The 22,578-nt window shown below is 48.0% G+C and carries 31 protein-coding genes; all 31 read right to left on the bottom strand.

The window, feature by feature from the left end; all coding sequences use genetic code 11:
* Positions 1-9 precede the first annotated feature (9 nt).
* The gene (locus DW819_RS08755) at positions 10-2,400 is read right to left on the bottom strand and encodes a hypothetical protein (protein WP_118732960.1); all 2,391 of its coding nucleotides are present in this window, start codon (positions 2,398-2,400) and stop codon (positions 10-12) included.
* A 36-nt stretch (positions 2,401-2,436) separates the two neighbouring features.
* Positions 2,437-2,631 (bottom strand): acetyltransferase, encoded by a 195-nt coding sequence (locus DW819_RS08750; RefSeq protein WP_118732959.1) that lies wholly within the window; start codon positions 2,629-2,631, stop codon positions 2,437-2,439.
* Positions 2,624-2,887, bottom strand: a complete 264-nt coding sequence (locus tag DW819_RS08745) for a hypothetical protein (RefSeq protein ID WP_243025742.1) — start codon at positions 2,885-2,887, stop codon at positions 2,624-2,626. The genes DW819_RS08750 and DW819_RS08745 overlap by 8 nt, the downstream gene beginning before the upstream one ends.
* A gap of 59 nt (positions 2,888-2,946) precedes the next feature.
* A complete protein-coding gene (locus DW819_RS08740; protein ID WP_118732958.1) occupies positions 2,947-3,348 on the bottom strand; it encodes a phage protein in 402 nt (133 codons plus the stop codon).
* 12 nt (positions 3,349-3,360) lie between these two features.
* Positions 3,361-4,425, bottom strand: a complete 1,065-nt coding sequence (locus DW819_RS08735; RefSeq protein WP_118732957.1) for a DUF3383 family protein — start codon at positions 4,423-4,425, stop codon at positions 3,361-3,363.
* A complete protein-coding gene (locus DW819_RS08730) occupies positions 4,418-4,945 on the bottom strand; it encodes a hypothetical protein (RefSeq protein ID WP_118732956.1) in 528 nt (175 codons plus the stop codon). Before DW819_RS08730 ends, DW819_RS08735 begins: the two co-directional genes overlap by 8 nt.
* Positions 4,942-5,310 (bottom strand): hypothetical protein, encoded by a 369-nt coding sequence (locus DW819_RS08725; protein ID WP_118732955.1) that lies wholly within the window; start codon positions 5,308-5,310, stop codon positions 4,942-4,944. The genes DW819_RS08730 and DW819_RS08725 overlap by 4 nt, the downstream gene beginning before the upstream one ends.
* Positions 5,311-5,340: 30 nt before the next feature.
* Positions 5,341-6,096, bottom strand: coding sequence for a hypothetical protein (locus DW819_RS08720; RefSeq protein ID WP_118732954.1), 756 nt, complete (start codon positions 6,094-6,096; stop codon positions 5,341-5,343).
* A gap of 3 nt (positions 6,097-6,099) precedes the next feature.
* The gene (locus DW819_RS08715) at positions 6,100-6,747 is read right to left on the bottom strand and encodes a phage gp6-like head-tail connector protein (RefSeq protein ID WP_118732953.1); all 648 of its coding nucleotides are present in this window, start codon (positions 6,745-6,747) and stop codon (positions 6,100-6,102) included.
* Between the two features lie 97 nt (positions 6,748-6,844).
* A complete protein-coding gene (locus DW819_RS08710) occupies positions 6,845-7,252 on the bottom strand; it encodes a hypothetical protein (protein WP_118732952.1) in 408 nt (135 codons plus the stop codon).
* 13 nt (positions 7,253-7,265) lie between these two features.
* Positions 7,266-8,903, bottom strand: coding sequence for a phage major capsid protein (locus DW819_RS08705; protein ID WP_243025739.1), 1,638 nt, complete (start codon positions 8,901-8,903; stop codon positions 7,266-7,268).
* Between the two features lie 16 nt (positions 8,904-8,919).
* The gene (locus tag DW819_RS08700) at positions 8,920-9,600 is read right to left on the bottom strand and encodes an HK97 family phage prohead protease (RefSeq protein ID WP_118732951.1); all 681 of its coding nucleotides are present in this window, start codon (positions 9,598-9,600) and stop codon (positions 8,920-8,922) included.
* 84 nt (positions 9,601-9,684) lie between these two features.
* Positions 9,685-11,700, bottom strand: coding sequence for a phage portal protein (locus DW819_RS08695; protein ID WP_243025737.1), 2,016 nt, complete (start codon positions 11,698-11,700; stop codon positions 9,685-9,687).
* A gap of 134 nt (positions 11,701-11,834) precedes the next feature.
* A complete protein-coding gene (locus DW819_RS08690; RefSeq protein ID WP_118732949.1) occupies positions 11,835-13,286 on the bottom strand; it encodes a terminase in 1,452 nt (483 codons plus the stop codon).
* Complete coding sequence (locus DW819_RS08685) at positions 13,276-14,100, bottom strand: terminase small subunit (protein ID WP_118732948.1); 825 nt, start codon at positions 14,098-14,100, stop codon at positions 13,276-13,278. Before DW819_RS08685 ends, DW819_RS08690 begins: the two co-directional genes overlap by 11 nt.
* 118 nt (positions 14,101-14,218) lie before the next feature.
* Positions 14,219-14,665 (bottom strand): sigma-70 family RNA polymerase sigma factor, encoded by a 447-nt coding sequence (locus DW819_RS08680; RefSeq protein WP_118732947.1) that lies wholly within the window; start codon positions 14,663-14,665, stop codon positions 14,219-14,221.
* Between the two features lie 27 nt (positions 14,666-14,692).
* On the bottom strand, positions 14,693-15,814 hold the full coding sequence (locus DW819_RS08675) for a DUF4317 family protein (RefSeq protein ID WP_118732946.1): 1,122 nt from the start codon (positions 15,812-15,814) through the stop codon (positions 14,693-14,695).
* Positions 15,815-15,852: 38 nt separating this feature from the next.
* Positions 15,853-16,572 (bottom strand): hypothetical protein, encoded by a 720-nt coding sequence (locus tag DW819_RS08670; RefSeq protein ID WP_118732945.1) that lies wholly within the window; start codon positions 16,570-16,572, stop codon positions 15,853-15,855.
* A 1-nt stretch (position 16,573) separates the two neighbouring features.
* Complete coding sequence (locus DW819_RS08665; RefSeq protein WP_118732944.1) at positions 16,574-17,116, bottom strand: LemA family protein; 543 nt, start codon at positions 17,114-17,116, stop codon at positions 16,574-16,576.
* 147 nt (positions 17,117-17,263) lie between these two features.
* Positions 17,264-17,677, bottom strand: coding sequence for a hypothetical protein (locus DW819_RS08660; protein ID WP_118732943.1), 414 nt, complete (start codon positions 17,675-17,677; stop codon positions 17,264-17,266).
* A gap of 38 nt (positions 17,678-17,715) precedes the next feature.
* On the bottom strand, positions 17,716-17,931 hold the full coding sequence (locus DW819_RS08655) for a hypothetical protein (protein ID WP_118732942.1): 216 nt from the start codon (positions 17,929-17,931) through the stop codon (positions 17,716-17,718).
* 56 nt (positions 17,932-17,987) lie between these two features.
* On the bottom strand, positions 17,988-18,161 hold the full coding sequence (locus DW819_RS15675; RefSeq protein WP_182432609.1) for a hypothetical protein: 174 nt from the start codon (positions 18,159-18,161) through the stop codon (positions 17,988-17,990).
* 63 nt (positions 18,162-18,224) lie between these two features.
* Positions 18,225-18,482, bottom strand: a complete 258-nt coding sequence (locus DW819_RS08650; RefSeq protein WP_118732941.1) for a hypothetical protein — start codon at positions 18,480-18,482, stop codon at positions 18,225-18,227.
* 238 nt (positions 18,483-18,720) lie between these two features.
* Positions 18,721-18,924, bottom strand: a complete 204-nt coding sequence (locus DW819_RS08645; RefSeq protein ID WP_118732940.1) for a Lar family restriction alleviation protein — start codon at positions 18,922-18,924, stop codon at positions 18,721-18,723.
* 18 nt (positions 18,925-18,942) lie between these two features.
* Positions 18,943-19,167: a hypothetical protein gene (locus DW819_RS08640; protein WP_118732939.1), complete on the bottom strand. Its 225-nt coding sequence runs from the start codon at positions 19,165-19,167 to the stop codon at positions 18,943-18,945.
* Positions 19,168-19,182: 15 nt separating this feature from the next.
* On the bottom strand, positions 19,183-19,350 hold the full coding sequence (locus DW819_RS15670; protein WP_182432608.1) for a hypothetical protein: 168 nt from the start codon (positions 19,348-19,350) through the stop codon (positions 19,183-19,185).
* Positions 19,351-19,371: 21 nt separating this feature from the next.
* Positions 19,372-19,626, bottom strand: coding sequence for a DUF1653 domain-containing protein (locus DW819_RS08635; protein ID WP_118732938.1), 255 nt, complete (start codon positions 19,624-19,626; stop codon positions 19,372-19,374).
* Between the two features lie 268 nt (positions 19,627-19,894).
* The gene (locus tag DW819_RS15480; protein WP_147353166.1) at positions 19,895-20,200 is read right to left on the bottom strand and encodes a hypothetical protein; all 306 of its coding nucleotides are present in this window, start codon (positions 20,198-20,200) and stop codon (positions 19,895-19,897) included.
* Positions 20,187-21,440, bottom strand: a complete 1,254-nt coding sequence (locus tag DW819_RS08625; RefSeq protein ID WP_118732936.1) for an N-6 DNA methylase — start codon at positions 21,438-21,440, stop codon at positions 20,187-20,189. Before DW819_RS08625 ends, DW819_RS15480 begins: the two co-directional genes overlap by 14 nt.
* A gap of 8 nt (positions 21,441-21,448) precedes the next feature.
* Positions 21,449-21,862, bottom strand: a complete 414-nt coding sequence (locus tag DW819_RS08620; protein WP_118732935.1) for a hypothetical protein — start codon at positions 21,860-21,862, stop codon at positions 21,449-21,451.
* 238 nt (positions 21,863-22,100) lie between these two features.
* Entirely contained in the window at positions 22,101-22,466 is a 366-nt protein-coding gene (locus tag DW819_RS08610; RefSeq protein ID WP_118732933.1) for a hypothetical protein, read from the bottom strand.
* Positions 22,467-22,578: the final 112 nt, after the last annotated feature.

Raw genomic sequence — 22,578 nt, 5'->3', positions numbered from 1 at the left:
AATCTCCTCCTACGCATTTCCCTGCTGGATTGCCAGCTGATCGTTCTGATCGCTCTGCATCTCCTGATATAACTCTTTTACCATCTGTTTCAGATCGTCGGTCCACTTGGTGCCGCCTCCACCGTCTCCATGGATTTCCACTTTGATCGTTGGATTAAAATTGATATCAGTCTTGCTTGTTTTTGTGCTGTTGCTGTTGTTAATGATCTTGTCGCTCTTATCGGCTGGAATGATCGTTGATCCGGACGGGAGATATGCCATCTCTCCACCACGCTCATTGATATGTGTCCAGCCTCCACGGAAATTAAGATCACCATCCGCATTATGTGGGATCTTGGCACCAGCTGATTTTACAGAGGATCCTCCTCCAAATAATCCGGCTACCTTTTCCAGCACTGCTCCGACACCGTTGCCGACATACTCTATAATCTTGGACAAAAAGCCCACGACTGTAGATAACACGCTTGCGATACCGCTCAGAACCGGTGATATCGTCTGCAGAATCGGCGGGATGATACGCAATCCTGATGCCAGTGCTGGCAGGAGCGCGTTTACCATGCTTTCAACGTGTGGCATGAGCGGCGCTATCACGTTGTCGTTTAACGTCTTTAATATGCTGACTAATGGCGGTGCTACCGTGGTTGCGATGTTCCCGATCATGCGGGCCAGCAGCGGTAATACCGTTGTCCCGATGCTTAACAGGATTCCTCCCACCGGAGCCGCTACACTTCCCAGTTGTCCCAGGATGTCCATAAGCGGCGGTATCGCATTCTGAGCCAGGTCCATAATGACCGGTGCTCCTGCTGCAATTCCATTGCTCAGCATGTCAACCAGCCCCATAAGGACCGGTTCAACCTGCGGCCACGAATCCAGCATCGTTCCTACCAGATTCGAAAAGACCGGTTCAAATCGTTCCGCGGCATTGGACAAAAAGTCCTGCCAGATACCGTTCAGGCTTTTCAGACCATTGGTATAGCCTTCCTGCTTCTGCGCGGCCTGTTGCTGTATCTCCGTGGAGTTTTTCAGCAGCGCATTCATGCGGACCTGTGCCATGGCGGCATCATCCAGTCCGTCAATATTCTGCCCCAGCCCCATTTCCATAGCTGACTGTTTCAGTACCGTGTCATTGATCTGGATTCCATATTCTGCAAGGGCACTGGTATTGCCATTGATGTAATCCTGCATGACTCCCAGTGCTTCCGCATCGTCCATCTTAAAGGCTGTCCCCAGGTCATAAGCCAGTGACGTTGTTATCTTTGACAGATCTGTCGCGGCCTCTCCTGTTATTCCCAGCTCGTTGTACATGGCTTTATTGGATACCAAAAAGCCTTGCACTTCTTTTTCACTTCGGTGGATCGCTCCTGCGAAGTTTTCCGCCCACTCTGCCACCCCAGAGTCTGCAGAAAACGCAGCATCAAACTTTGCCCCTGTCTGCTCTGCGTTCTTTCCAGCTTCTAATAGTGCGGATCCGAATTGCTTTGCGACATCGATTCCAGCCTTGACTACTTCAATAGCCGCCGATATAGCAAAAAACGACTTGACCGCAGATCCCATAGCATCCTTGATGCTGGTTCCTGCGTTCTCGCCGTCTTTACCCATATCGTCCAGATCGTCTCCGGTCCTGTCCGCTTCGTCTCCTACATTGTCCAGGTCTTCGTGTGCCCTGTGCAGTGCCTCCGAAAGCTTTCCCTTTATGGTCTGGATCGGATGCTCAAATGCGTCCCTGACGCTCTCAGCGCCCGCCACAGCCTTTTCTTTGAACTCATCCGCACGTTTTCCCGCATAGCCAAAAGCGCCCTGCATTCCGGCTCTCATTGTCTTTGCCATGGAGTTTGTTTCCTTGTTTGCTGCCGCACTTGTCCGAATTACGGCTTCCCGGAAGCTCCCGGCCTCAGCGCCCATCTGAACATATGACTTCTGAACCTGGTCTCCCATTTGGTCAAAGCTGTCTCCGGCATCTTCTGCTGTGTCGGCCATCGTATCCATGTCCTTTACAACCGTTCCTGCAGTCTTTGCGACTTCGCTTCCCAGGTCTTCCGCTGCATCAGCAGCTTTCTCCAGTTCCCGTTTGGTATCGCTCACATTCTCCGCGGCTTTGGAACCCATTTTGTCAAATTCTCGACCCGTATCCCGGATAGAGTCCCCAACATCCTCTCCAGCATCACCCACAGCATTCATTCCAGCAGTAACTTTCCAGCTTTCCTCCCGTGCCTCATGCAGCTCATCCGTAAGCATTCCGGCGCTTTTGGCTACTTCGCTTCCCATTCTTACACCGGTATTTTCTGCTTCCATGAATCCTGCCTTAATATCGGATATCCTGTTGATGATTTCTCCAATCTGAGAAATGGAATCACTAAGGCCAAATGTCACACCTATGGTCAGGTTTCTCTTGTCATTCAACTCCGTCCCCCTTCCCGCATATAAAAAGCGGTGGCTCTACGACCTTCCCGCTTGTTGTTTCCGTTCTTCCTGGTAAATTATCCAGGCTTCTCTTGCTTCGCAATATTCTGCCAGGTCCATGGCTGCCCATTCCGAATAGCTCATTGTTCCTGATGTAAAAACCAATGTCCAAAATTCATGATGCCGTCTTGCGCTTGCTTGTGCTTGTTCTTCATCACTTTCACTATCCAAGAAAGTGTTCCACCTCTGTCAGCAGCTTTCCGGCTGTTTTGATATCCTCAGTTTCCTCGAAATAATCCAGTCCATTGGTACTGACTTCTTTCGGTTCAACTACTACATTCTTGAATAACTCGTCCATGTATTCCGCAGTCTTCCTGCGTCCTCCAGTCATTCCGCACCGATCATTCAGATCAAAATACCATCTCGGAGATACACTCTGTAAAGTAAATTCCATTCCATTTACAGTTACCTTTTTCTGTCTTGCCATATATTTTCTATAGCTCCTTTCTGATAGTCCTTTTGGCCGCTCAGGCCACGCTTTACTCATTAGCGGATCTGCAGGTTCGGCACGAAAATACTTACCTGCACACTTCCGGCGGTCTTTCCTCTTGTTACATCCGGCATCTTTACCACGCGGCACCTCTGGGCGCTTACTTTGATAGAATCACTGTCATTCGAATCTGATACCATCAGCGAAACCTCTTTCCGTGATGCCGCCCAGGACCGGAACTTACTGATTGACGACGATGTGCCTGCTAAAGTCAGCTGGACGGTACCGCTCTCATTTGCGTTTTCGGAATATACAACATCTCCCTGGCAGCCGACCTCCGTTGTTACCGCATCTTCATTTTTTGAAATGGTAATGAGCGAATCTGCTGCAAAGCCGGTAATGATGCTGCCATTTACACTTACATTTACCTTTTTTACGTCATAACTGGTAATTTCCACGGCTTATCCTCCTTAATCCATTGATACTTTTAACCGACCGGAAATCTTTACACCATGAACAGCTCCGGCCAGCGTAGCCTCCCACGGAATATCCGGCATCTGTCTGGATGCTGCCTGCTTATCGGTTGCCTCCGCACGTTTCGGCACGGTCACGGTATAAACTCCGGATCCTGACTCTGCGTCTGTTGCAATAATGCCATATCCTGCTGCCTCATCCAGGGTCTCGAATACACCTGCTGCAACCTGGGTGAATCCTGCATCTGTATACGGGATGGTCGGATTGCTCATAAAGATAGCATAGAGTTTTTCTCTCATGGTCATTGCGATCCAGTCCGCACCCAGAATAGCATCGATCCACTCTCCATCGGCACAGCATCCGTTTTTGATGTAGTTCTTTTTATACTCATTGGTTACCCAGTTCACATGATTTTCTTCCAGTGCCGTAATCTCCGACTCTTTCAACTTCGGCACGGACACGCCGTTCGGGAGCTTAAATTTCCATGTAACAGACTGCGGATACCACGGACCTACTGCTCCGATCCATGCAGCGTCGATGTGCTCCTCCGGATCCTCCGTGTAGACCACGACAGAGCGGCGGTTTTTGATTGCCAGCGCTTTGTTGGTGGTCTGCGCAAAGTAAAACTTTCTGTGATCCTCCACACCTGCAGTCAGCTCAGCCTCGCTCGGTTCGCTGTCCTCTGCAAACTTGGCAAGCGCTGTGATGTATTCATCCTCACTTTTATCGGTGAGGAACATATACCAGTCGTTGTCCATCTCCTGAAAGGTCTTGATAGCCTCAACCAGGGCGGTTGCAGATTCCGGCTCTGCAAATCCCACGATTCTCACCTTTTTGATCAGTGATGCCGGAGTGGGCTTTGCCTTTCCCTGTCCCATCATCTGAGCGGCCATTTTATACATATCACTGGTCTTGCCCCAGTCCGCCTCGATATCCTCTAATGCGGTGTAGTCCTTTGCGGTCTTTTCCCCGGCCGTCGAAATGAGCAGGATATCCAGGGAATCCACTGAGGTGTCAACCTGTTCCAGACTCACAACGACTACTACGTCTTTACTACTCATTGTTATCTCCCTTCTTTGTAACCGCTTTTTCAATAGTGCTAATGTTCCTGGATTCTTTGTGCGGATACCGGATCCGTACGTCAAATCCGTAACGCCGTGCCTCCTCATCCACCAGCAGCGTTGACCGCTCCTGTACGGTAGATGCATCGATCACGGTTACGCCCATGCCGGAAAAAAAATCATATCCGACATGCTCAAACCAGCCTGCTGCCTTTATGGCTAAAAAGCAGGCCTCATCCTCTCCTGAGACGTATTCTCCATTTTCTTCTCGGTCCACACTACAGACCGTAAAGGAAAAGCTGCAGCTCGGCTCCGTTCTGCGCCGCTCAACGCAGGTGTCTCCCTCCTGCTCGGTGCTGTAGTCTCCCAGTTCTCCCATTTCCGGGTTATATGGATATGCGCTGTAAAATACATAAGGCGGGTTCTGTTCCGGGTTCTGCTGGTTGTTGAGCACCACAGGGCATTCCAGATACTCACTCAGTCCCTGGACGATTTTGTTTCGGATCTCCAAAAAACTCATCGTTTTGCTGATGCCTCCTTTCGCTCAATCAAATAGCGCTTCATCGGATGTATGGAGTTATGACCCAGCTCCTGGATAATGGTATACGTGGTTCCGTCTGCGTCCATCACCTTTGCTCCGTTCTGCAGGCTGTGACCATTTGTGTAGATTTTTTCGGTGCAGTGCGTATAGGTACCCGCCGCATCCCGAATCAAATCTTTGTCATTTACCGGCATGACGATCCCTTTAAATGGGATCCTTGTCTCTTTCCCCGGGACATATTGTCCGCCGTTGTCCTGTCTAAATTCTGCCCCGGACTGAATCTCATACATGGTGTGCAACAGCCCGTCCGGGATCTTTGGCTGTGCATAAGCAAATCCTATCATGCTGTTTCCTTTCCGTTGCACCGGTGCAACTTAGTCTAATCCCTCAATGCTGTATGTGACGGAGTTTCTAAGCCGTCCGGTTTCAATCAGCGGGTTATCTGGCCAGTTTGTTGTTGCTTTTGTGATTTTACTCTTTGGTTTAAAATTAAATGGTTGATTGATGTATTCCTGTATCATCCCGACCACCTTCATTCCGATTCGATGCGCGGCCATTTCTGCGTCTGATCCCTCAAATATGATTTTTGATACCGCATCATATGCGATCTCTTCCAGCGCTTTCTGGTTGTTGTCATACCCGGCACGTATAAAACTACGCTCCGGAATATTGACCGACTCCATCAGGATAAACAGAAATTCAATATCGTCGTTTTTCTTTTTTTGTCTTTTTTTGTTCTTCCCGGGCTTTTTCTTGTCTGGCTCTTTATCGGACGGTTTCGCCGGTTGTCTCGGTGCCCCACCCTTTCGTTCCTTGCTGATGCATCCATACAGGTAGCCTTCTAGCGTGCGCAAAAAGAACAGGCCGGGAAAGTCCAGCGGACTCTTTCCGATTGCTTTCTTCGCGATCGGGATAGCCAGGTACTTTACATTTTTAGCCTTTATCGTGGCTCCAAACTCATGCACATTTGCTATTGTTATAATGTCCGCCGGTGCGCCCTCTCGCCCTTCTCCGCCCGCTCCATATCCACTTGACCCCTGGATACCGATATGGATCTGTATGCTGCTTAGCTTGATCAACTCTTTTTTGATCCGTTCCAGCTCTGGAGTAGCAGTATCCTCAATCGTCACGCTTTACACCCACCTCATGTACTTATCAATCACGCTCTGTACCTGTGTGCTTAACGCTTTGTCAAACGTCCAACTCACATCTGATACACTAAATGCTGACAGGCCATTTGCGCCGTTGCTTGCAAGATTCCACTGCTGCTGCACCATTTGCCACACAGCATACTGCAGGTCATACGGTAAATCCGACGGTGTCTCCTCCGTGCCATCCTTTGGCATGATGTATCCTGCCTCATAGGTCACCCGCAGGCACCGCTTTACCGCCACCATGTCATTTGACAGACCGCCATAATATCCGCGCAGGCTCCACCCGCTATCCCGGTACAATACGCCAATCTCTCCCGTATCCTCGCAGGAATAGGAATCGGCTTCAATGATTGCTCCAGAGTCGGTATCTTTTACCTGTTTCACAGACCGGATCGGGTACTGGTTTAAGCACAGCTCCTGATCTCCGCTTGGAAAATGGTTCTCGGCATATTCTTTTTTCGCGAACCTCCGGTTCGTCATCGTCTCGATGTAACTGGATGCCGCGTTGATGAGGCGCTCCAGGTTGTTTTTGATCGCATCATCTGCATCGGGCATCCCCAGAAAATCCATGAGATCTGACAGTGTTGTCATTGCGTTATTTGCAAGCAGGCTTTTTCTCTCTTCCATGGCTCTCCTTTTTTAAGGCAGAGACCGGAGCCTCCGCCTTATTGCATCTCGGACCAGTTTTTTTGTTCTCACATTTTTTCCGATCCATGGTGCCTCCTTAGACTGGGGCCTGAGTCGGATCACCCAGAACCATTGCATAGGCTGCACCTGCTGCCGCCGGGCTGCTTCCGCCGGTAAAGCTGATGGTCGGAGTGATCTTGACATAGCGTTTACATCCCAGGAGATCCAGATTCATTTTTACTTCGTCTCCGGACTTCACGGCAACCTCTTTCAGGATTCCGTTTAAGGTCGTGGTATCCGGATCCATTTTGGTATCCGGTACCAGCTCAAAGTCTCCGTCAGTAGTATCGCAGTGCTCAACTTTTACCGATAATTTTGCCGCAGTCGGTGATCCGGTGATAGTTCCAATAGATGCCGCAAAGACCGCGGAGATATATCCTTCGCGGTCTACTGCCTCTCCTGCTCCAATCACTACAGACACATTATCAAACAGCTCTCTTTTCATTCCTTGCGCCTCCTTAAAATACTTTAATGCCCTTGCAGTACATGAAACTCTCGCCATGGCGAACAGCGATATCGTCAAACATGATTGCACGGGTTGCAGACAGGTTCTCTTCGAATGCGTTGTGGCTGATTCCCTGCTCATCGGTCCAGGAACCTTCCAGGGTGGTGTAGGTCTCCAGACCCATCTGATCACCAATTAACAGATCAGACCAGTTGCCGAAGAACAGGTCGGTCTTTCCGTTCTTATCGGTCAGAATCTGGTTGCTTACCTTGTACGGTACGCCACACAGCTTGCCTTCGCTCATCATCTCATTGCGGTAGATGTACTCTCCGGTCTGGGTCTTCATGTTTTTAAACACGCCTTCCAGCATGCTGTTCATGGCCCATCCTGCATGTAAATCATCGATATTTTTGCTCATTGCCTTTGCGGATACATAAACCGGGAAATCTGCAGTAATCTTACCGTTTACATCTGCCAGCTCAGTGTTGTCCAGCTTGGTTGCATCGATGTTCTCGACCTCTTTGTTGTTTGCAATACCCATCGGCTGGAACTCAGATCCAGTTCCGTACAGGCCGCCATAATCAAGACCTAACTGCATGCGGCGGAACAGGTCGTTCGCGAACAGCGCATCCGCAGAGTAGGTGGTCATTAACAGCAGCTCTCTGGACTGCGGCACGATAGCCTCCAGTCTCTTTGCAGACATACGGATGTTTCCGTACTTCGGGCTGGTGGTTGCAATCTTACGACCTTCACCGCCCCACTGTGCACGGGTTCCGGCGGTCATACGCGGGAGGTTTAAGTTACCATTGGTCAGCGGAATCTGCTGAGCACCTAACTCCACGATAACGGTCTTCGGATACAGCAGCTCAATGATCTGATCAGAGTAAATCTCCGGGATCAGGAAACCGCCGCCTACGGAGTTGGTTGCGGCCATTGCCTTAAACTCACGCTCCATATTCTTGTCACCGTACATCTTACGTGCGGTGTATGCTGCACGCTCCGGATCGCCCTTGCCATGTACGTCCATACATTTGATTGCTCTGGCTACCTGGATCGCTGCAGGGATTTTCTTCTGCTCCACTACGCCTGGATCCTCCTTACGACTAAAATAAATGTTGCTATACTTTCTGTTCGGCTGGCGGCGCGGTGCGGACTTTTTCTGGCGGCGCGGTGCAGCGCTCTTTCTGGATTTCTCCTCTTCGTCCTCTACGTCGTCATCCTCCATAACCTCGGATACGGCATCCAGAAGCTCATCTGCAAAACCGTCTCCCAGCTCATCATCCTTGCGGGATTTACGCTTTTCGTTGACATCGTCGATAGCGTCCTGGATCACGGTTTCCAGATCGACCTCATCGCTCTTGGTTCCGTCTGCTGCATCCACAACCGCTTCGATGATCTCGTTTGCCTCTTCCTCGCTGACCTCATCTGCTTTCGCAGCTTTACGTTTCTCGTTCATGGCATCGATAGCGTCACTAACGATATCTGCCAGCGGATCCTCGCCTTCGTCCTTGCTCTCTTCCGGGTCATCGTCCCCTTTTCCCTCTGCCATTGCGTCTTTGACTGCAGACTTGATCAGATCAGTCAAATCATCTGCGCCCATCTTCATGCTTTTTCTTCTGGCTGCTTTACGACTCATTTTGTATTTTCTCAACGCTTCAATCCTCCCTCTAAAATACAATTTCAATGTTTCTTGCTTTTCTGCTTCCAGGAGTTCTCCTCCGGGAAACGGACTTTTTCTTGGCTCCTGCCTCGCTGATCACCGCATCAATCATGCCGGCCGATTCTTTCATGGACCGGCTGACCTCTTTTAATGATTTCAGCCGTGCGTCGCTGATCTTGCGCCCTTCTTTGATCTCCTGCATGATTCCATTTGTGGCTGCTACCGTCGCGGATTTATAGTCCGTGATGACCGCTTCCGGATTCATGGCCCAGGTGACAACGGATACCTCCCACAGATCCACCTCTTTCAGATGACGGATTCCTTTTTCATCGTAGTCAAAGACCACAGGCTCGTATCCAATAGACAGCTCATTTAAGACTTCGTCTTTCAGCAAAATCTTGATGTCCTTACCCATGGATGTATCTGAGATCTTAGCCTTTAAAAACAGGCCCTTCTCATCTTCGCGAAGTTCAAGCGGCTTTCCGATTGGGAGCCAGCAGTCATTATGCAAAGCCAGGATTTTCACCCGCTCCCATCCTGCCTCCAGTGCTTTCTTAAATGCTCCAGCTTCGATGATGTCCCCTCCGCTGTCCACATTCTCAAACACCGCACCGTATCCGGAAAACACGCCCTCTTCCTCGTCGTATTCGTCCATTTTGAACGACATCCGCTTTGTTTTGTGTTCCACGCTTGGTTCCTCCTTTCTTCCAGATTTTTATAAATAAAAAAGACCAGGTCTCCCTGATCTCTTCTACTTGCTATTCTTTTGCCCCTAATCGTAAGTTAGGAAGCAATGACAGTTTACTGTCTCCGATGCCACCGTGCAGTTCGGATCGCACGGCATCATCAGCTTATTTCCTTTTGATGTCACAAACGGCTCCGACATCATAACTGTTTTCCCATTCAGTTCCCTATGCGTATCCCTGGCTTTTCCCACATTTGTGACGTGCCAGGTCTTTGTGGATAATCCGCCGCGCTGGGCCATATCAAAGTTGCCCGCTAAAAGGCTGGTGTTGCACTCCTGCGCTGCGATGGTCCGCGCCCTGGTCTCTGTGCTACCCATGGCATCCATAATCTCTTCGGTCAGCTCCTGTCTGCCTTTTCCAGTCTCCAGACCCTCTGACACAATCTTTGCAATCTGGTCTTTTGTGGTCTGCGTTACCTGCGTGATGCGCTGACCTCCTCGCAGTCTTGCGGTCGATGTCAGCTCCGGCCGGTTAATCGCCGGGATGCGGTACATCCGGACAACATCCTCTGCGCCTGCATCGTAGGTTTCCGCCCACAGCGGTGTCAGAATCTGATCCAGCAGCTTTTCCTCTTCTTTCCAGTCCAGCAGACCGTTGACAAATTGCATCGTCAAACTCTGTTGCTCTGCCTGCGACAACTTCTGGAACTCCTCCTCTGTGATCCCGATGGCATCCCACACGTTTTCGCTTTCTGCTTTTTTCGTACCGTTCAGCGCCTGCTCAATCCGGTCATGCTGCTGATTAAAATACTGCTGCACTCCCAACTCAAACTTATGATTCTGCGTCCTTCGTGTGCGTTCTATACTTCTGCCTGCTGCCTTGATCCGTTTCGCCTTGATTTCTGCTGCCCGTCTGAGTACCTTTTCCTCCTCCAGTTCGATAAGGTCCGATGGTTCGATTTCTATCTGATCCCTGTCCTCTTCCATTGGCGGCGCTCCATCTGCGTACTGCATATTCGCGGATGCAGAGCTTACTGCTACCGGGTTCTCATTTTCCTGCAGGAACAGATCCGCGAAATTCATTTTATAGATGTCTCCGTTCTTTATCGGTTCCATACTCAAAAGCTCCCGCGCTTCATTCTTGGTTAAAAGACCATTGTTCCAGCCGTCCAGAGCGATTGCTTTGTCAAACTCCTGGTCATGTGGGATGATATCGTCATATTCCCATTCCAAATCATCCCCGTATGCAGATAGGAGCTGCTGATTGATAGCATCCTGCCGGTTTCTCAGCTTTGGTGTAAGCACATTTTTGGCATAGATATACTGTGCCGCATCCGCTGTGGAGCGGTTGCTGTTTTGGGTGATGCCCATGATCTCTCGCGGTACCCCAAAATGCTCCAGCACTGCATCACGCACAAAGGTCCTGCCATTTACCATGTCCAGATCCTTCATGTTGTCGGCTACCTTTGTTACCGTTGCCGGATGATCTGGCGGTCCACCTATAGTTATAATGCCATGGCTTTTATCTGCTCCGCGTAACTTTTCTCTCCATTTTGTCAAAAATCTGTTCTGCTGATCATCCGATGCTCCAGGCATTGATACCACAAGTCCCGGTGTCGCATCATTGTAAAAAAACTTTTTCTGGAACTTCGCCGCGTACTCATCAATCTCAATCTCATCAGACAGCGCCTCAGCCTGTCCCAGTCCTCTGCGGTACGGATCCAGTGGATTTAAGTCACGCATGACAAACATCTCATCCACTGACACGTTCATGATCATGCCATCCGTTGTCCTTACCTGATAAAACGGATTGCCCTGATATGGTGTCATCTGTACCCAGTGCGTCGGTACCGGCCAAAGTTCTGCCGGAGTGCCATCGTAGTATCGCTCAATGATAAAGTATCCCTCACCTTTGAGCATCAAGTAGATTGCCTGCAGTCTCCAAATTGATGAGGCGGTAAATTCATACAGCGGGTTCGGCTGATGCATAAAGTCCAGAAACGGGTGAGACGTTATTTCCTGCCGTTCTCCGTCCTGTTTGATCCGGTACAGTTTTCCTGTCACATAAGACAGATCTGAGGCGATCTTATCAATAACAGCCATACGCGGGTTTTCCCCGAAGCTTTGCATCCACTCTTCCGTGTTTCGGTCAGGCGGTGTGCTCCACCTTGGATACATCTTATCTGTGCCGCCTTCAAAGCGGTTTTTCCTCAAAAAATCTAATAATCCCATTTATATCACCAGTTTACTGTCCACTCTGGCGGATCGTACAGTGCAAGAGCCAGCGCATCGGCCATATCCGGAGATTTTAACCCACGCTTTTTCATCTCTTCTTTTCGCTCCAGCTCTATCCGTCCGTCTTTGTTTACTCTGTATTTACGGTTGCTCAGCTGTGTCATGAGTGTGTCATTTTCCGGGATCTGCAATGCTCCGGCCTTTAATGCTTTTCGGACGGCTCCCCACATCAGTCCGGTGCTGTTGGCATACTCTACAGGATCATCCTCATCCACCTTACCTCCGGATCCGCCGAAATGGCACTCTACGATGTGTATGTCTGGCTTTTGCACCCTCTGGCATGCATCCCATTGATGTGCATCTTTCGGGTTCAGTCCGTCCTCTCTGCAGCGATCCTCCCATATATCGTCAATGATCCTGTCCTTTTGCTCCTCCAGGTTGTCGTATACGCCGACTCCCAGTCCATCACAGTCCACCTTGACATGTATGGATGCCTCTCGGTACTCCATAGCATAGCGTTTTACCATAATGACCGCGTATCCTGCGATCTCCGTTGTGCGGTTGTGGTTGTACTGCTCTATCTTATCTGACTTTTGCTTGTCAAATACTGGATACAGCACGGAGCTATCGTCTCCAAATCGGGCAACGTCAATCCCGATATCAATCCTCTGTTCCGGAGGCTCGATGCTCAGCTTGGTTGCCTGTTCGCACCACTCCATTGCTATAAAGGAGTCCGGCGTGCTCTTCGGAAATTCTCCAGCCACGCGCACCCGGAAGACATCGGAGTCCTCGCCAAACATCTCAATGATCTTGTCAACAAACTTTTTCGATACCCTGATGCTGTCGCGCCCGTCTACGTGGATAGCGCTGTAGGATCCTCGGTTTTTATGATGCGAGTCATAAAAAAAGCCCGACAGTCTTGTCGGGTTACCCATCATCAACAGCTTTGCGTCTGGTCCTGTCATAGCACCCAGAACCGGCTCGAATACCTTATCCGATACGCCGGATGCCTCATCAATGATATACAGCACATGGTCTGCGTGGAATCCTTGCAATGCCTCCGGGTTGGTTGCTGTACGCGGTACCGCGAACCACTCCTCTGGTTGTCCGCTCATGTATAGCTTTTCCTGCGTCCAGATCAGGTCCTTTTTTAATACCGGATTGCCTCGCATCCACTTACTGATCTCAGCCCACAGGATATCATAAAGCTGGTGCTGTGTCGGAGCTGTGCACGGGATCTTCGGAAATGGTCTGGTCACCATAAACCAAATCACAGACCATGCCTCCACGGCGCTCTTACCGATACCATGTCCAGATCTCACGGATGTCATGCTGTAGTCCCTCAGAGATCGTAGTATGTTACGCTGCTTATCGTCCGGTGTCGCATGCAGGATGTCTTCGACAAAATCAATCGGATTATCTGCATAATATAATATTGCATTATCATCCAGCATCGTCCGCACCGTCCTCTCTCTGCTTTGCCATTCTCTTTTCCCATGCGCCCACAATCGTCTGCGCAAGGGACTGCTGCCCGCCTGTGCCTAAAGACATGTGCTCAGACAGCCACTCCATGGCCTGCATCGCATCGTATAACTCCACATTTGCACCATCTTTTCCGTTTTTTATCTTTTTTATTGCCCGGCCGTCTACCTGATCAGACTCGAGAAAGTCCACATAATTGACCATCTTCATAACCGGCTTCCCGGTCTTTTTATCTACGATCGGTCCAAATGCTCCCATGACCTGGACCTCTCTCCTGCCAAATTTTATGTAGTCTGTGATGGTCGCTGTGGCTACGTCCAGATACCACTGGAATATATCATGCTCATCAAACAGCTGATTCTCAAACCGTTCTTTTTTCAGGCGTTTGATTTCGTCTTTTACTCCAACATTTCCCAACATTCTAGGCCCAGCTCTTAGCGCCGTCTCGTATGAGCACTCGTATGCTTTCATGTATGCTCTTGTCGCATTAAGCGTTTTGGCGTAAATCAAGCAAAATAGCTGCTGCCGCGCTGTCAGCTCACCATTCTCAATGGTCTCCTCTACATCCTCTTTGGGGTGCTTTTTTCCAATGGTAACGTTACCATTGGAATTTGGTAACGTTACTTTTTCTTTTTGGTCTTCCCATTGGTCCTGATTTTTCCACTTCCGAACCTGCGATTCTGATACCTGGAGTTCTGCTGCGATGTCTTTCAGCTTTTTCTTTTTTTTACTCTCAATCCATAACTGATACGCTTTGTCCCGGTTGGGACTCCTTGTCCTGGCCAATCACCTCACCTTCCGTTCTTTGGATATGAAAAAGGCACCCTTCCCGGATGCCCTTTAATATATTTTACACTATACCACAGGTCAGGTGTGCAAATCTATGCAAAGTTTTATAAATTTTCTAGTCCTGCTTTCTCCACGCTTCTGGAATCTCGAGTTTTTCCAGCGCCCGGCTATGGATGTAATGCACATTACGGATGGCATATCCCATCTCTTTTGCAATTTTTTCCCAGTCCCATCCCATCATATAACGTTTGGTCAGAACATAAACCTCATCACTATCGTTTAATTTTCTGATGGCTTTTGCAACTTCTGTAGCATCCTTTACCAGCTTGTAGCGTTCATGGATGATAACCTCTTTCAGTTCTTCCAGCTTTGCAACATAATCCGACAAATCTGTCTGGTTATGTGCATGAGGCATTCCGTCTCCAATTCCACAGGATGATGCTCCCAGCTTTGCGGATTTCAATTCTTCCAGCTGATCAATCAGTGCCGCTATATGTTTTTTTCGTTTTCTGTAGGAGCGTAAAAATTCTTTTTTTCGCTCGTTTTCTGCTGCTCGGTCCATCTTGCACACCCTCCATCTGTCATTTTATCACTTTTCCGGATCCTCTTTTACCGGGACACCGTTCACCTCGGTCCGGCCCGTGATCTGGATTGTCAGAAACTTCATGCCCGCCGTGTTCTCCACGGTCACCTTGCCAAGACCACTCGGTTTTACATTGATCACAGCTCCTTCGGTTTCTACCCTCAGCCGTTTTTCGTCTATGATCTTTTTCGCTGTCAACTTTTCTTTGTCCCCCAAGAATTCATCCCAGGTGTCCTCAAATTCTTCCAGCGTGTTCGGATTCGCCCCGGCATTTTCCAGTATACTCTTCATATCCCGTTTCGTTAATTCCAGATCATCTTCTTCTCTCCATTCCATCAGCCGGTTGATGATCCGCTCATAGATATCTTTTAACTGACCGAACCCGTTCCGATCAGACAGGACTCTCTGCATAACTTTCTCAAATGCTTCTTTCTTTTCCTTGTCCGTTCTTCCCACGCTGCAGGAAAACAACATTCTGACTATGCCGTCTCCAATACCTGGATTATCCAGATACAACAACGCACCTCTTGTATCTGCCCGCCGGTTGTTAAACGCCGGGTACAGAATCCCCATCTTCGGCCCCAGCATTGCAAGTGGCGGCGTGACCCGCTCAAAAACATTTTTAAACTCGTTATACCCTATGTACGGGATAGGGAGTGCTACCGGGCAGATACATACCAGGACATACGCATATACTGATTCCGATGCATCATCCAGGTCCATGCCGTCTTTTGTCACTCCCGGAATATCATATACGCTGTGCATGGCCAGGATCATGTATCCGCCTACCCAGTCTCTGTTGTTCTCTATTACCTCTTCACAAAAATCCTTAAACACATTGTCATCTTTCAGCCTTGTTCTGCGTAAAGGTTCTAGCATTTCCCCAAAGCTCATATTACCCTCATCTGCTGCCAGGTTATGGAGCTTGTCACCCAGCTTCCCACGCAGGCAATCTGTTGCAATCCTGAGATACTTAAACATCTCTTCTTCCGGCAGGCTCATAAATGGTTTATTCATATATGTGACAGCCTCCCCGTTCGGATTGACGTAGCATCCACGCAGGCGTGTTATAGCACATTCCGTAGCTTTAAACTGTTTTTTTATCTCCGTGATTTCTTTCTTTTTCATGGCATTCCTTTCCGTTGCACCGGTGCAACTTCTGAGTTTTAATCTAAATTTAACCAGTCATTGTCCAAATAGCAAAAGCCATACACTGCAGCACCTGTCAGTATCATCCACAGGATCCAAAACATCCATGTATACGATCTTGTTTTTTCTTTTACCGCGTCCTCGATGCCAGTATTTACTAGCATTTGCGTGTTGTCCGAAATCGTCCCATCTCTTAAATCTGTGTATATGGTCCCCTCGCACTCGGCCGGCGCTCCATAATAATTAAATCTAACATGTGCGGATGTCTGGATCGTGTCTATATATTGCGCGCTTGGCCTTGTTATTTTTCTGTAATCCATTTCCACATCCAAAAAGTTGATTCTTTGACTGTATATGTTCCAGCTGTCGTAATAATCCCACGTCCAGTACACCTCTGTCCTTGTGTGCGTTTTCCCCTGGCTATCCGTTTCTGTTACCGTTCTCGTATGACGGTTATAGTGTTCTTCTTCTTTTTCTGCATACAGGTATGCTCCACCGATTTCTGGATATGTAACCGGATCTACCGCCCGCAAGACACCATACACAAATGCATTTCCCACGGACGTGTCCATTCCATACTGGAACTGTTCCGGGCTTGTGATCTGCAGTGCCGTATAATATTCTGCGTTCTTCTTGATCTGCCAGGCTTCAATACGTCCTGCCACCAAAAAACCTATAATCATCATGACGGCCACGATCGTAACACTGGCACCAATCTCTCTCTTGGTTATCTCCATCCTATTCTCCAAACAAATGTGCCGGCGCATCTACAGGCGCATCATAATCAAGCAATTCATACTCCACCGATTCATATCCTGTCCAGTCAAGGAAGATTCTGGCCGGAAAGCTTTTTACATATCGCCGATAGGCTCCGACCTGTTTGTTATAATTTGTGCGGTACTGAGCAATCAGGTTCTCGGTGGTCGCCAGTTCCATCATGTATTGTTTATAGTTCTCATTGCTTTTCAGCTCCGGGTACGCCTCTGCCACCGCCGAAATGGCCGTGGACACATTCTCGATGCCTGCTGCCCCTCCGCGGCCGTCAACGATTGCCTGTAAAACCTCTGCCTCATGCTTGTCATACTGTTTAATCGCGTCAACCAGATTCGGGAGAAGATCGAACCGTCTCTTCTCCTGTACATGAATATCGGACTCTGCCGTTTCCACCGCCTGTTCCAGGACTATTGCTTTATTCCTGCTGCTCTGCACTCCAAACACGCACATCAGGACCAAGCAAAGCGCTCCTACTACTCCTACTGCTGCTACTTTCATTTTTCCCATCTTCTTTCCGCCTTTCTTTGTCGATTTTTGCGATTCCCATCCATTGCATATTTTTTCAGGATGAGATATCATGTAACTGTCCTCAATCAGGGACTCATAAACCTAGGCCTTAGCTTTCCCCATAGCTAAGGCCACTTTTCTTTTTAATTACGCTTTATCATTCCTGTCACAAGCAACATTAATGATTTTGATTATTGCCAACCACTCAGTTTTGGTCAAAAACGGTCCGCCTGTGATGTTGTGAATAATCTTGCGTAAATCTCGGTTCTGTGCCATTGTTACAGTCTCATTTGATAATCCAGCGGTTTGCACACGCTCCTGAAAACGCTGCTTTTTATCCTTGATCTGCGCCGGATCAACCAGTAATCTCAGCTCGTTTGCACACTGGATAACGTCCGTGTACTCCTCCTGCAAATGCGCTTTTGCATTTCCTAACAATACCGGGGTCGGATTCTCGCCTCGCAGGATCCGCGCAACCTTCAATGCTGCCTGAGACAATTCCGCCGCCTCTTCCGCCAGCTGTTCCAGCATTGCCGGAGTGCCGATAATTTCAATCATCATTTTCAAGATCCTCCTCTATATTTCAGTTTAGCAATACTTCACTCTTTTCTCTCATGCAATGCACAACTAGAAACATGGTGATGGATCCAGCCGTTCCCGCATATCCTCCGTTCTTTCCACGGTTCAAGGTATACGATGTTTCCGCTCATGCCGCAGATGCCATATCTTGCGCCATGTCTTAGCCCGTATTTAGGCGTACATCTCGGACATTCTGTACAGTCCAGAAACTCTTTGTTCCCGATTAACTCCGACATTGCACATACCTCCTATTATATTTCTTTACCTGATCGGTTTTCCTCCAAATTTTAATTTACATATGTTTCTCTAACCACTTTTCCTGTTCGTACATCCAACTTTGTAACATTTCATAGCAATCTTTACAAAGCACTTTTTCTTCATCATTCATTTTGATTTTTTCATATTTATCTCTAAAATAAGCATCCATAACCTTATTGCATCTTTCACAAGCTATTTTCATTTCCATTCCTCACAATCTTAATTATCCTCAACAGCCTGGCCACACCATTTACAATGTACTGCAAATGAATCATTTCCCTGCTTTCGCTTTATACTCTTCCGCACTGATGGTTCTAACTGATTCTTCTCCTACTCCACACCAAGCCGCTAGGCTTGTGATTGCATTCTTGGTGTAGTCATATGCGCTGTGTTTAAAAATTTGCCGTTTTTCATCTGTGACAGCAAAATCAACTGCCTGCTGCATATATCCAACAGAGCCTACTCCACCAAACACTTCCGAATCGTTAATCTGGAAGCACAACAATACTCTAAGCTTTAGTTCTTTCATTTCGCACTCCCACCGAATCTTAATTCCTCTGTCATTTGATAATCGGGCATATATCCGCAGTCTTTCCGTTCATGTACGCTACAGTTACTCCGCAATACTTTCCGGTCGGTTTTAGTAACATACAAATCCATTCCCCTCTTTCTTTTATTTTTACGCAATAACCGCAGGTCCTACATGAATACGGTATATCAACTTCTACAATCCCTTTGTTCATCTAATATCCCTTCCAAATCTTAATTTAACTAATTAGTGTCCCCTGTCTTCTGTTCCATTCTTCCATTACTTTATTTGGATTTTTCCCTTTCGGGAACCCTTCTGCCGGAACAGGGCAGTCCGGGTTATTGCACTTGACCATGTACATCCTTCCTCCACTCGACCACGTTTCTACTTTTATATTTATTCCTTTACAGAAACGGCAAGGTAATAATTTGATTTTGCTCATTTTATCCTCCACTAAATCTTAATTTATCTGTGGTATGAACTGAAATCTCCACGTCTCATCCTCGATCACAATCAGCGTTCCATCCGTATCAATAGCCAAAACGCTTATAAAATCCGGTTTGCTGATTGGCTTTTCGCATTCCTCTTGTCTCTCTGGGTGTTTCAATCGCATACCTATCAATGACAGCGCATTTAAAACCTTGTCCCCATAAACAACCTTATATCCGCTTAAACTAACTTCCATAGCATCCTCCGAATCTTAATTTTCGCACGCGTCTATAATCTTTCCTTCCGCCGTCCCGATTCTTCCCAACCAGTGAGCGTATAGTTCTTCATCATCTGGCTTTCCATCTGTCTCAAGGTACTTAATAAAATCTCTAAGTCCCTCCAGCTCTTTTCTTGTAAAATAAATGCTCTTTCCAGCCATATTCTTTTCTCCAATCTTAATTTAGCAAAGCTCCTCAAACCGATATCGCTGCGCGCATTCCGGATATTTTTCATGATCTACCTCACTGGCAAACATGCCGTAAGGCCGTGCATATACCTCATACGCTCCGTAAAGCGCTTGATAAACAACCAGCTTCTCGCCAGTCTCTGTATGTGTCGCAAAACACATAATTCGATAAAGACCGCCTTTAAAATGCCTGTAGATTGTGTCTGCCTTAAGTTCTCTGCTTTTTATCTCTGTCCTACTTACTGTCATTATTCGCTCCTTATAGTCTGATAACACCATTTCTTGACATTCCACTCACACGTTACCGGCTGGCCACATACCGGACACTCTGTCTCTGTCAGCCTGTCACGGCTGTTCGTGAGATACTTTGCATTCGCTCCGCATTCACAATTTATAAAGAGTCTCCTCGTCTTTGTGACTATGTTTTTCCCGCATATGCAGCGGTAACCCTCTACAGGCGGCAACATTTTCTTTTCTCTGCCGCAACTTGAGCATGTGATTAATACCACACTCGTCCTCATACGCTGCTTTTCCCTCCCGGAATATAATCTTCGTACCGTTCCAAATCCATTTCCTGTGTTTCTGCATTGAGTGTCATGTGTATCAGGGTTCCACACCCCGCGCAGGTCCCTGCGCCGATATTTATTCCCATTTCCATAGCCCAGCTTTTGCAGATCCACATTACTTTTCCACACACCGGACAAACTCCTTTATACCTCGGGCGGTTGTCGCTAGTTACCATTGTTTTTCTCCTCACCAAGTACTGATACACGCCGTGGCTTCTTTTGATTTCTTCGCTATCATTTTTTCTATGCTGTTCCATATTTCATCACTAGCATCCGTTTCCACTTTTCTTTTGCCTGCTGCAACTGCTGCTCACTCTCTTCCGTCGTTCCTGTTAGCTGCTTCATCATGTCATAAAAATCATATTCTGCATCCTCAATCTGCTGCTCAATCCGGATCAGTTCGTCCAGTGATTCGAGAAGATCTGGAATCTGCTCTGGTATGTATGTATCCACATATCTCGGAATGTTCAGGTTGTAGTCATTTTCCCGGATTCTCTCTATACCGACGATACTGGAATACTGTTTTTCTGCCTGTCTGTTTTTATAGCAGTTCCAGATTCGCTCTATATGGTCTCCGGTCATCCAGTTCTGTTTTCCTGCTCCTTCGTACTCGTTCGATGCGTCTGCCATTAATATGTTTTCGCATCCGCCTGACCCGAATCCAATCAGACAGACCGGAATCTGAGTATTTAAAAACAGCTTATTGGGAACTCCTATGACCGCGTCGATATTTCCATGCTCCAGGAGCTGTTTTCTGATTTCCAGTTCACGCCCACCTCGGAATAGCACTCCGTGCGGCACGATGGCCCACATTCTCCCTCCGCGCTGCAGCTTATGGAGACCATGCAGGATAAACGCATAGTCCGCTGCTTTCTTCGGCGGCACTCCGTAGCCTGCAAACCTCGCATCTGTGCTATATTGGTCTACATCTGGCCACTGCATCGAATATGGCGGATTCATTACCACGGCATCGAATAAACCGCCCGCCGGTTCCGGAGCCGCCCGAATGTCGCTAAACCGCAAGCCTGGCACCAAATCATACACTGCGAAAACCTCTCCGGTTAATGCGTCAGTATTTACCACCTGTCCGCGCACGTTCCGGATTGCAAGATTCAAGAGCAGCACCGGTATTGTTCGTTTAGAAAATTCTTCGCAATAATAATACCGATCCGGGTTCCTGTTCCAGGCAGCAATCGTCAGCCCTCCAGTCCCGGCGCAAACATCCGCATGCCTGCTGCCGTTTGTTCCAACGAGTCCCGCAAGGCACTCTGTCAGGCACCGTGGCGTGAAGTCCTGTTTTAGTGCATCCCGGTCTCCATGCTCCTGCTGATAAACATCCGTAAACCAGTCGTATGACATATCTGTTTCCTGATCTGCCAGAATCGTAAAAATGCGTTCCCGTTCTCCCTTGTTCTCCAGTATTTTCATCAGTTTTTCCGGCATTTCATAGTTTTCACTGATGCCTATAAGCGCCTTGAACTTCTCGTTGTCTAACATCTTTTCTCCTATTTCGGAAACATCCCATTCATGTAAAACTTTTTCATATCTTTCATGGTCTCTATTTCCTGCTCTGTCTCATTGATCTGGTCATTCAGCTTTTTTATTGCTCGCATCCATGCCAGCTGATCCTCTTTTCCGGTCACAACAACCTTCAAGTGCTTCAGCTCCGAAAACTGTAAATTGATACCGGTCCGGTGCTTATGCAAGAACTCCGGCATCTCCCATTTCACAGCCTCGAACAAATACTCCGGTTCTATCTTTTTCGGCATGATTACGGCATAACGCGTATCTATCTCTCCGCTGTCTGGTGCATATTCCGGTTCTGGTTTTGTTGCAGACAGTGCTATCAGCGTGCACCCGGCTGGATATATCTTTCCCTTAACTGCCCGCTCTACTTCTGTTATCTTTTTTCGTCCCATTTTATCCTCTGTCCGCATGACGGACAGTAAAAATCCATACATGTCACCATTTTTTTACACGTCGGACAATTCCCATAAAATGGATTGTACCTCTCCGGTTCTTCGCTTATTTCTATGCGCATCACTTTTTTGGGAATGCTTTTCTCAATGCAGGCGCAGGCCGTACGCAATGCGCTGCGTTCCGGCCCCTCTGTTCCACTCATCATTTTTCTGATGGTTTTATGTACGGTTCTTAACTTCATCCGCTCACCCCCGCCATTTTCATATGTTCCGCAAACACAGCTTTCAGCTCTTCCTCGGTGTACCAGTGATCAGTCACCGTGAAAAACACCAGTCGATTTCCCGGGACCCAGACAATGGATACATGTTTCTCGGACGGTTGCTGCACCTTGTACTCTCCGATCATGATGCTTTTCCGCTTATCCATTATGTCGCCCCACTTTTCTTTCTTCTGGCATTTTTCTGTGTAGTTTACTGGTGTTCCGTTTATCATCGTACATACGATATGACCTTCATTGTTTTTCAGCAAATGGTAGCATTCCTGTATCTGCTCCCATTTTCCTTTCAAATCCGGCCACATCTCTGTTTGTTCTTTCTTGGCCATCCTCTTTCCTTTCTTGCCCCGCCATAAAGTCAGCGGGGCAGTACCAGCGGCATGTCGTGACACATTGGCTCGCTTGATCAAATACATCTATGTAATGCCCTTTCGGACGCAT

Source organism: Clostridium sp. AM33-3, from assembly GCF_003480315.1.
In the GTDB taxonomy this organism is placed as follows: Bacteria; Bacillota; Clostridia; order Lachnospirales; family Lachnospiraceae; genus Brotaphodocola.
Note: the sequence above shows the minus strand (reverse complement) of the source record. Positions and strands in the feature narration are given on the sequence as shown.

Coding starts and splice junctions, on each gene's coding strand:
- DW819_RS08745 (WP_243025742.1), bottom strand. CDS start 2,887: ATGGCAAGACAGAAAAAGGTAACTGTAAATGGAATGGAATTTACTTTA.
- DW819_RS08735 (WP_118732957.1), bottom strand. CDS start 4,425: ATGAGTAGTAAAGACGTAGTAGTCGTTGTGAGTCTGGAACAGGTTGAC.
- DW819_RS08730 (WP_118732956.1), bottom strand. CDS start 4,945: ATGAGTTTTTTGGAGATCCGAAACAAAATCGTCCAGGGACTGAGTGAG.
- DW819_RS08725 (WP_118732955.1), bottom strand. CDS start 5,310: ATGATAGGATTTGCTTATGCACAGCCAAAGATCCCGGACGGGCTGTTG.
- DW819_RS08715 (WP_118732953.1), bottom strand. CDS start 6,747: ATGGAAGAGAGAAAAAGCCTGCTTGCAAATAACGCAATGACAACACTG.
- DW819_RS08710 (WP_118732952.1), bottom strand. CDS start 7,252: ATGAAAAGAGAGCTGTTTGATAATGTGTCTGTAGTGATTGGAGCAGGA.
- DW819_RS08695 (WP_243025737.1), bottom strand. CDS start 11,700: ATGGCTGTTATTGATAAGATCGCCTCAGATCTGTCTTATGTGACAGGA.
- DW819_RS08690 (WP_118732949.1), bottom strand. CDS start 13,286: ATGCTGGATGATAATGCAATATTATATTATGCAGATAATCCGATTGAT.
- DW819_RS08680 (WP_118732947.1), bottom strand. CDS start 14,665: ATGGACCGAGCAGCAGAAAACGAGCGAAAAAAAGAATTTTTACGCTCC.
- DW819_RS08675 (WP_118732946.1), bottom strand. CDS start 15,814: ATGAAAAAGAAAGAAATCACGGAGATAAAAAAACAGTTTAAAGCTACG.
- DW819_RS08670 (WP_118732945.1), bottom strand. CDS start 16,572: ATGGAGATAACCAAGAGAGAGATTGGTGCCAGTGTTACGATCGTGGCC.
- DW819_RS08665 (WP_118732944.1), bottom strand. CDS start 17,116: ATGGGAAAAATGAAAGTAGCAGCAGTAGGAGTAGTAGGAGCGCTTTGC.
- DW819_RS08660 (WP_118732943.1), bottom strand. CDS start 17,677: ATGATGATTGAAATTATCGGCACTCCGGCAATGCTGGAACAGCTGGCG.
- DW819_RS08655 (WP_118732942.1), bottom strand. CDS start 17,931: ATGTCGGAGTTAATCGGGAACAAAGAGTTTCTGGACTGTACAGAATGT.
- DW819_RS15675 (WP_182432609.1), bottom strand. CDS start 18,161: ATGGAAATGAAAATAGCTTGTGAAAGATGCAATAAGGTTATGGATGCT.
- DW819_RS08650 (WP_118732941.1), bottom strand. CDS start 18,482: ATGAAAGAACTAAAGCTTAGAGTATTGTTGTGCTTCCAGATTAACGAT.
- DW819_RS08645 (WP_118732940.1), bottom strand. CDS start 18,924: ATGAGCAAAATCAAATTATTACCTTGCCGTTTCTGTAAAGGAATAAAT.
- DW819_RS08640 (WP_118732939.1), bottom strand. CDS start 19,167: ATGGAAGTTAGTTTAAGCGGATATAAGGTTGTTTATGGGGACAAGGTT.
- DW819_RS15670 (WP_182432608.1), bottom strand. CDS start 19,350: ATGGCTGGAAAGAGCATTTATTTTACAAGAAAAGAGCTGGAGGGACTT.
- DW819_RS08635 (WP_118732938.1), bottom strand. CDS start 19,626: ATGACAGTAAGTAGGACAGAGATAAAAAGCAGAGAACTTAAGGCAGAC.
- DW819_RS15480 (WP_147353166.1), bottom strand. CDS start 20,200: ATGGAACAGCATAGAAAAAATGATAGCGAAGAAATCAAAAGAAGCCAC.
- DW819_RS08625 (WP_118732936.1), bottom strand. CDS start 21,440: ATGTTAGACAACGAGAAGTTCAAGGCGCTTATAGGCATCAGTGAAAAC.
- DW819_RS08620 (WP_118732935.1), bottom strand. CDS start 21,862: ATGGGACGAAAAAAGATAACAGAAGTAGAGCGGGCAGTTAAGGGAAAG.
- DW819_RS08610 (WP_118732933.1), bottom strand. CDS start 22,466: ATGGCCAAGAAAGAACAAACAGAGATGTGGCCGGATTTGAAAGGAAAA.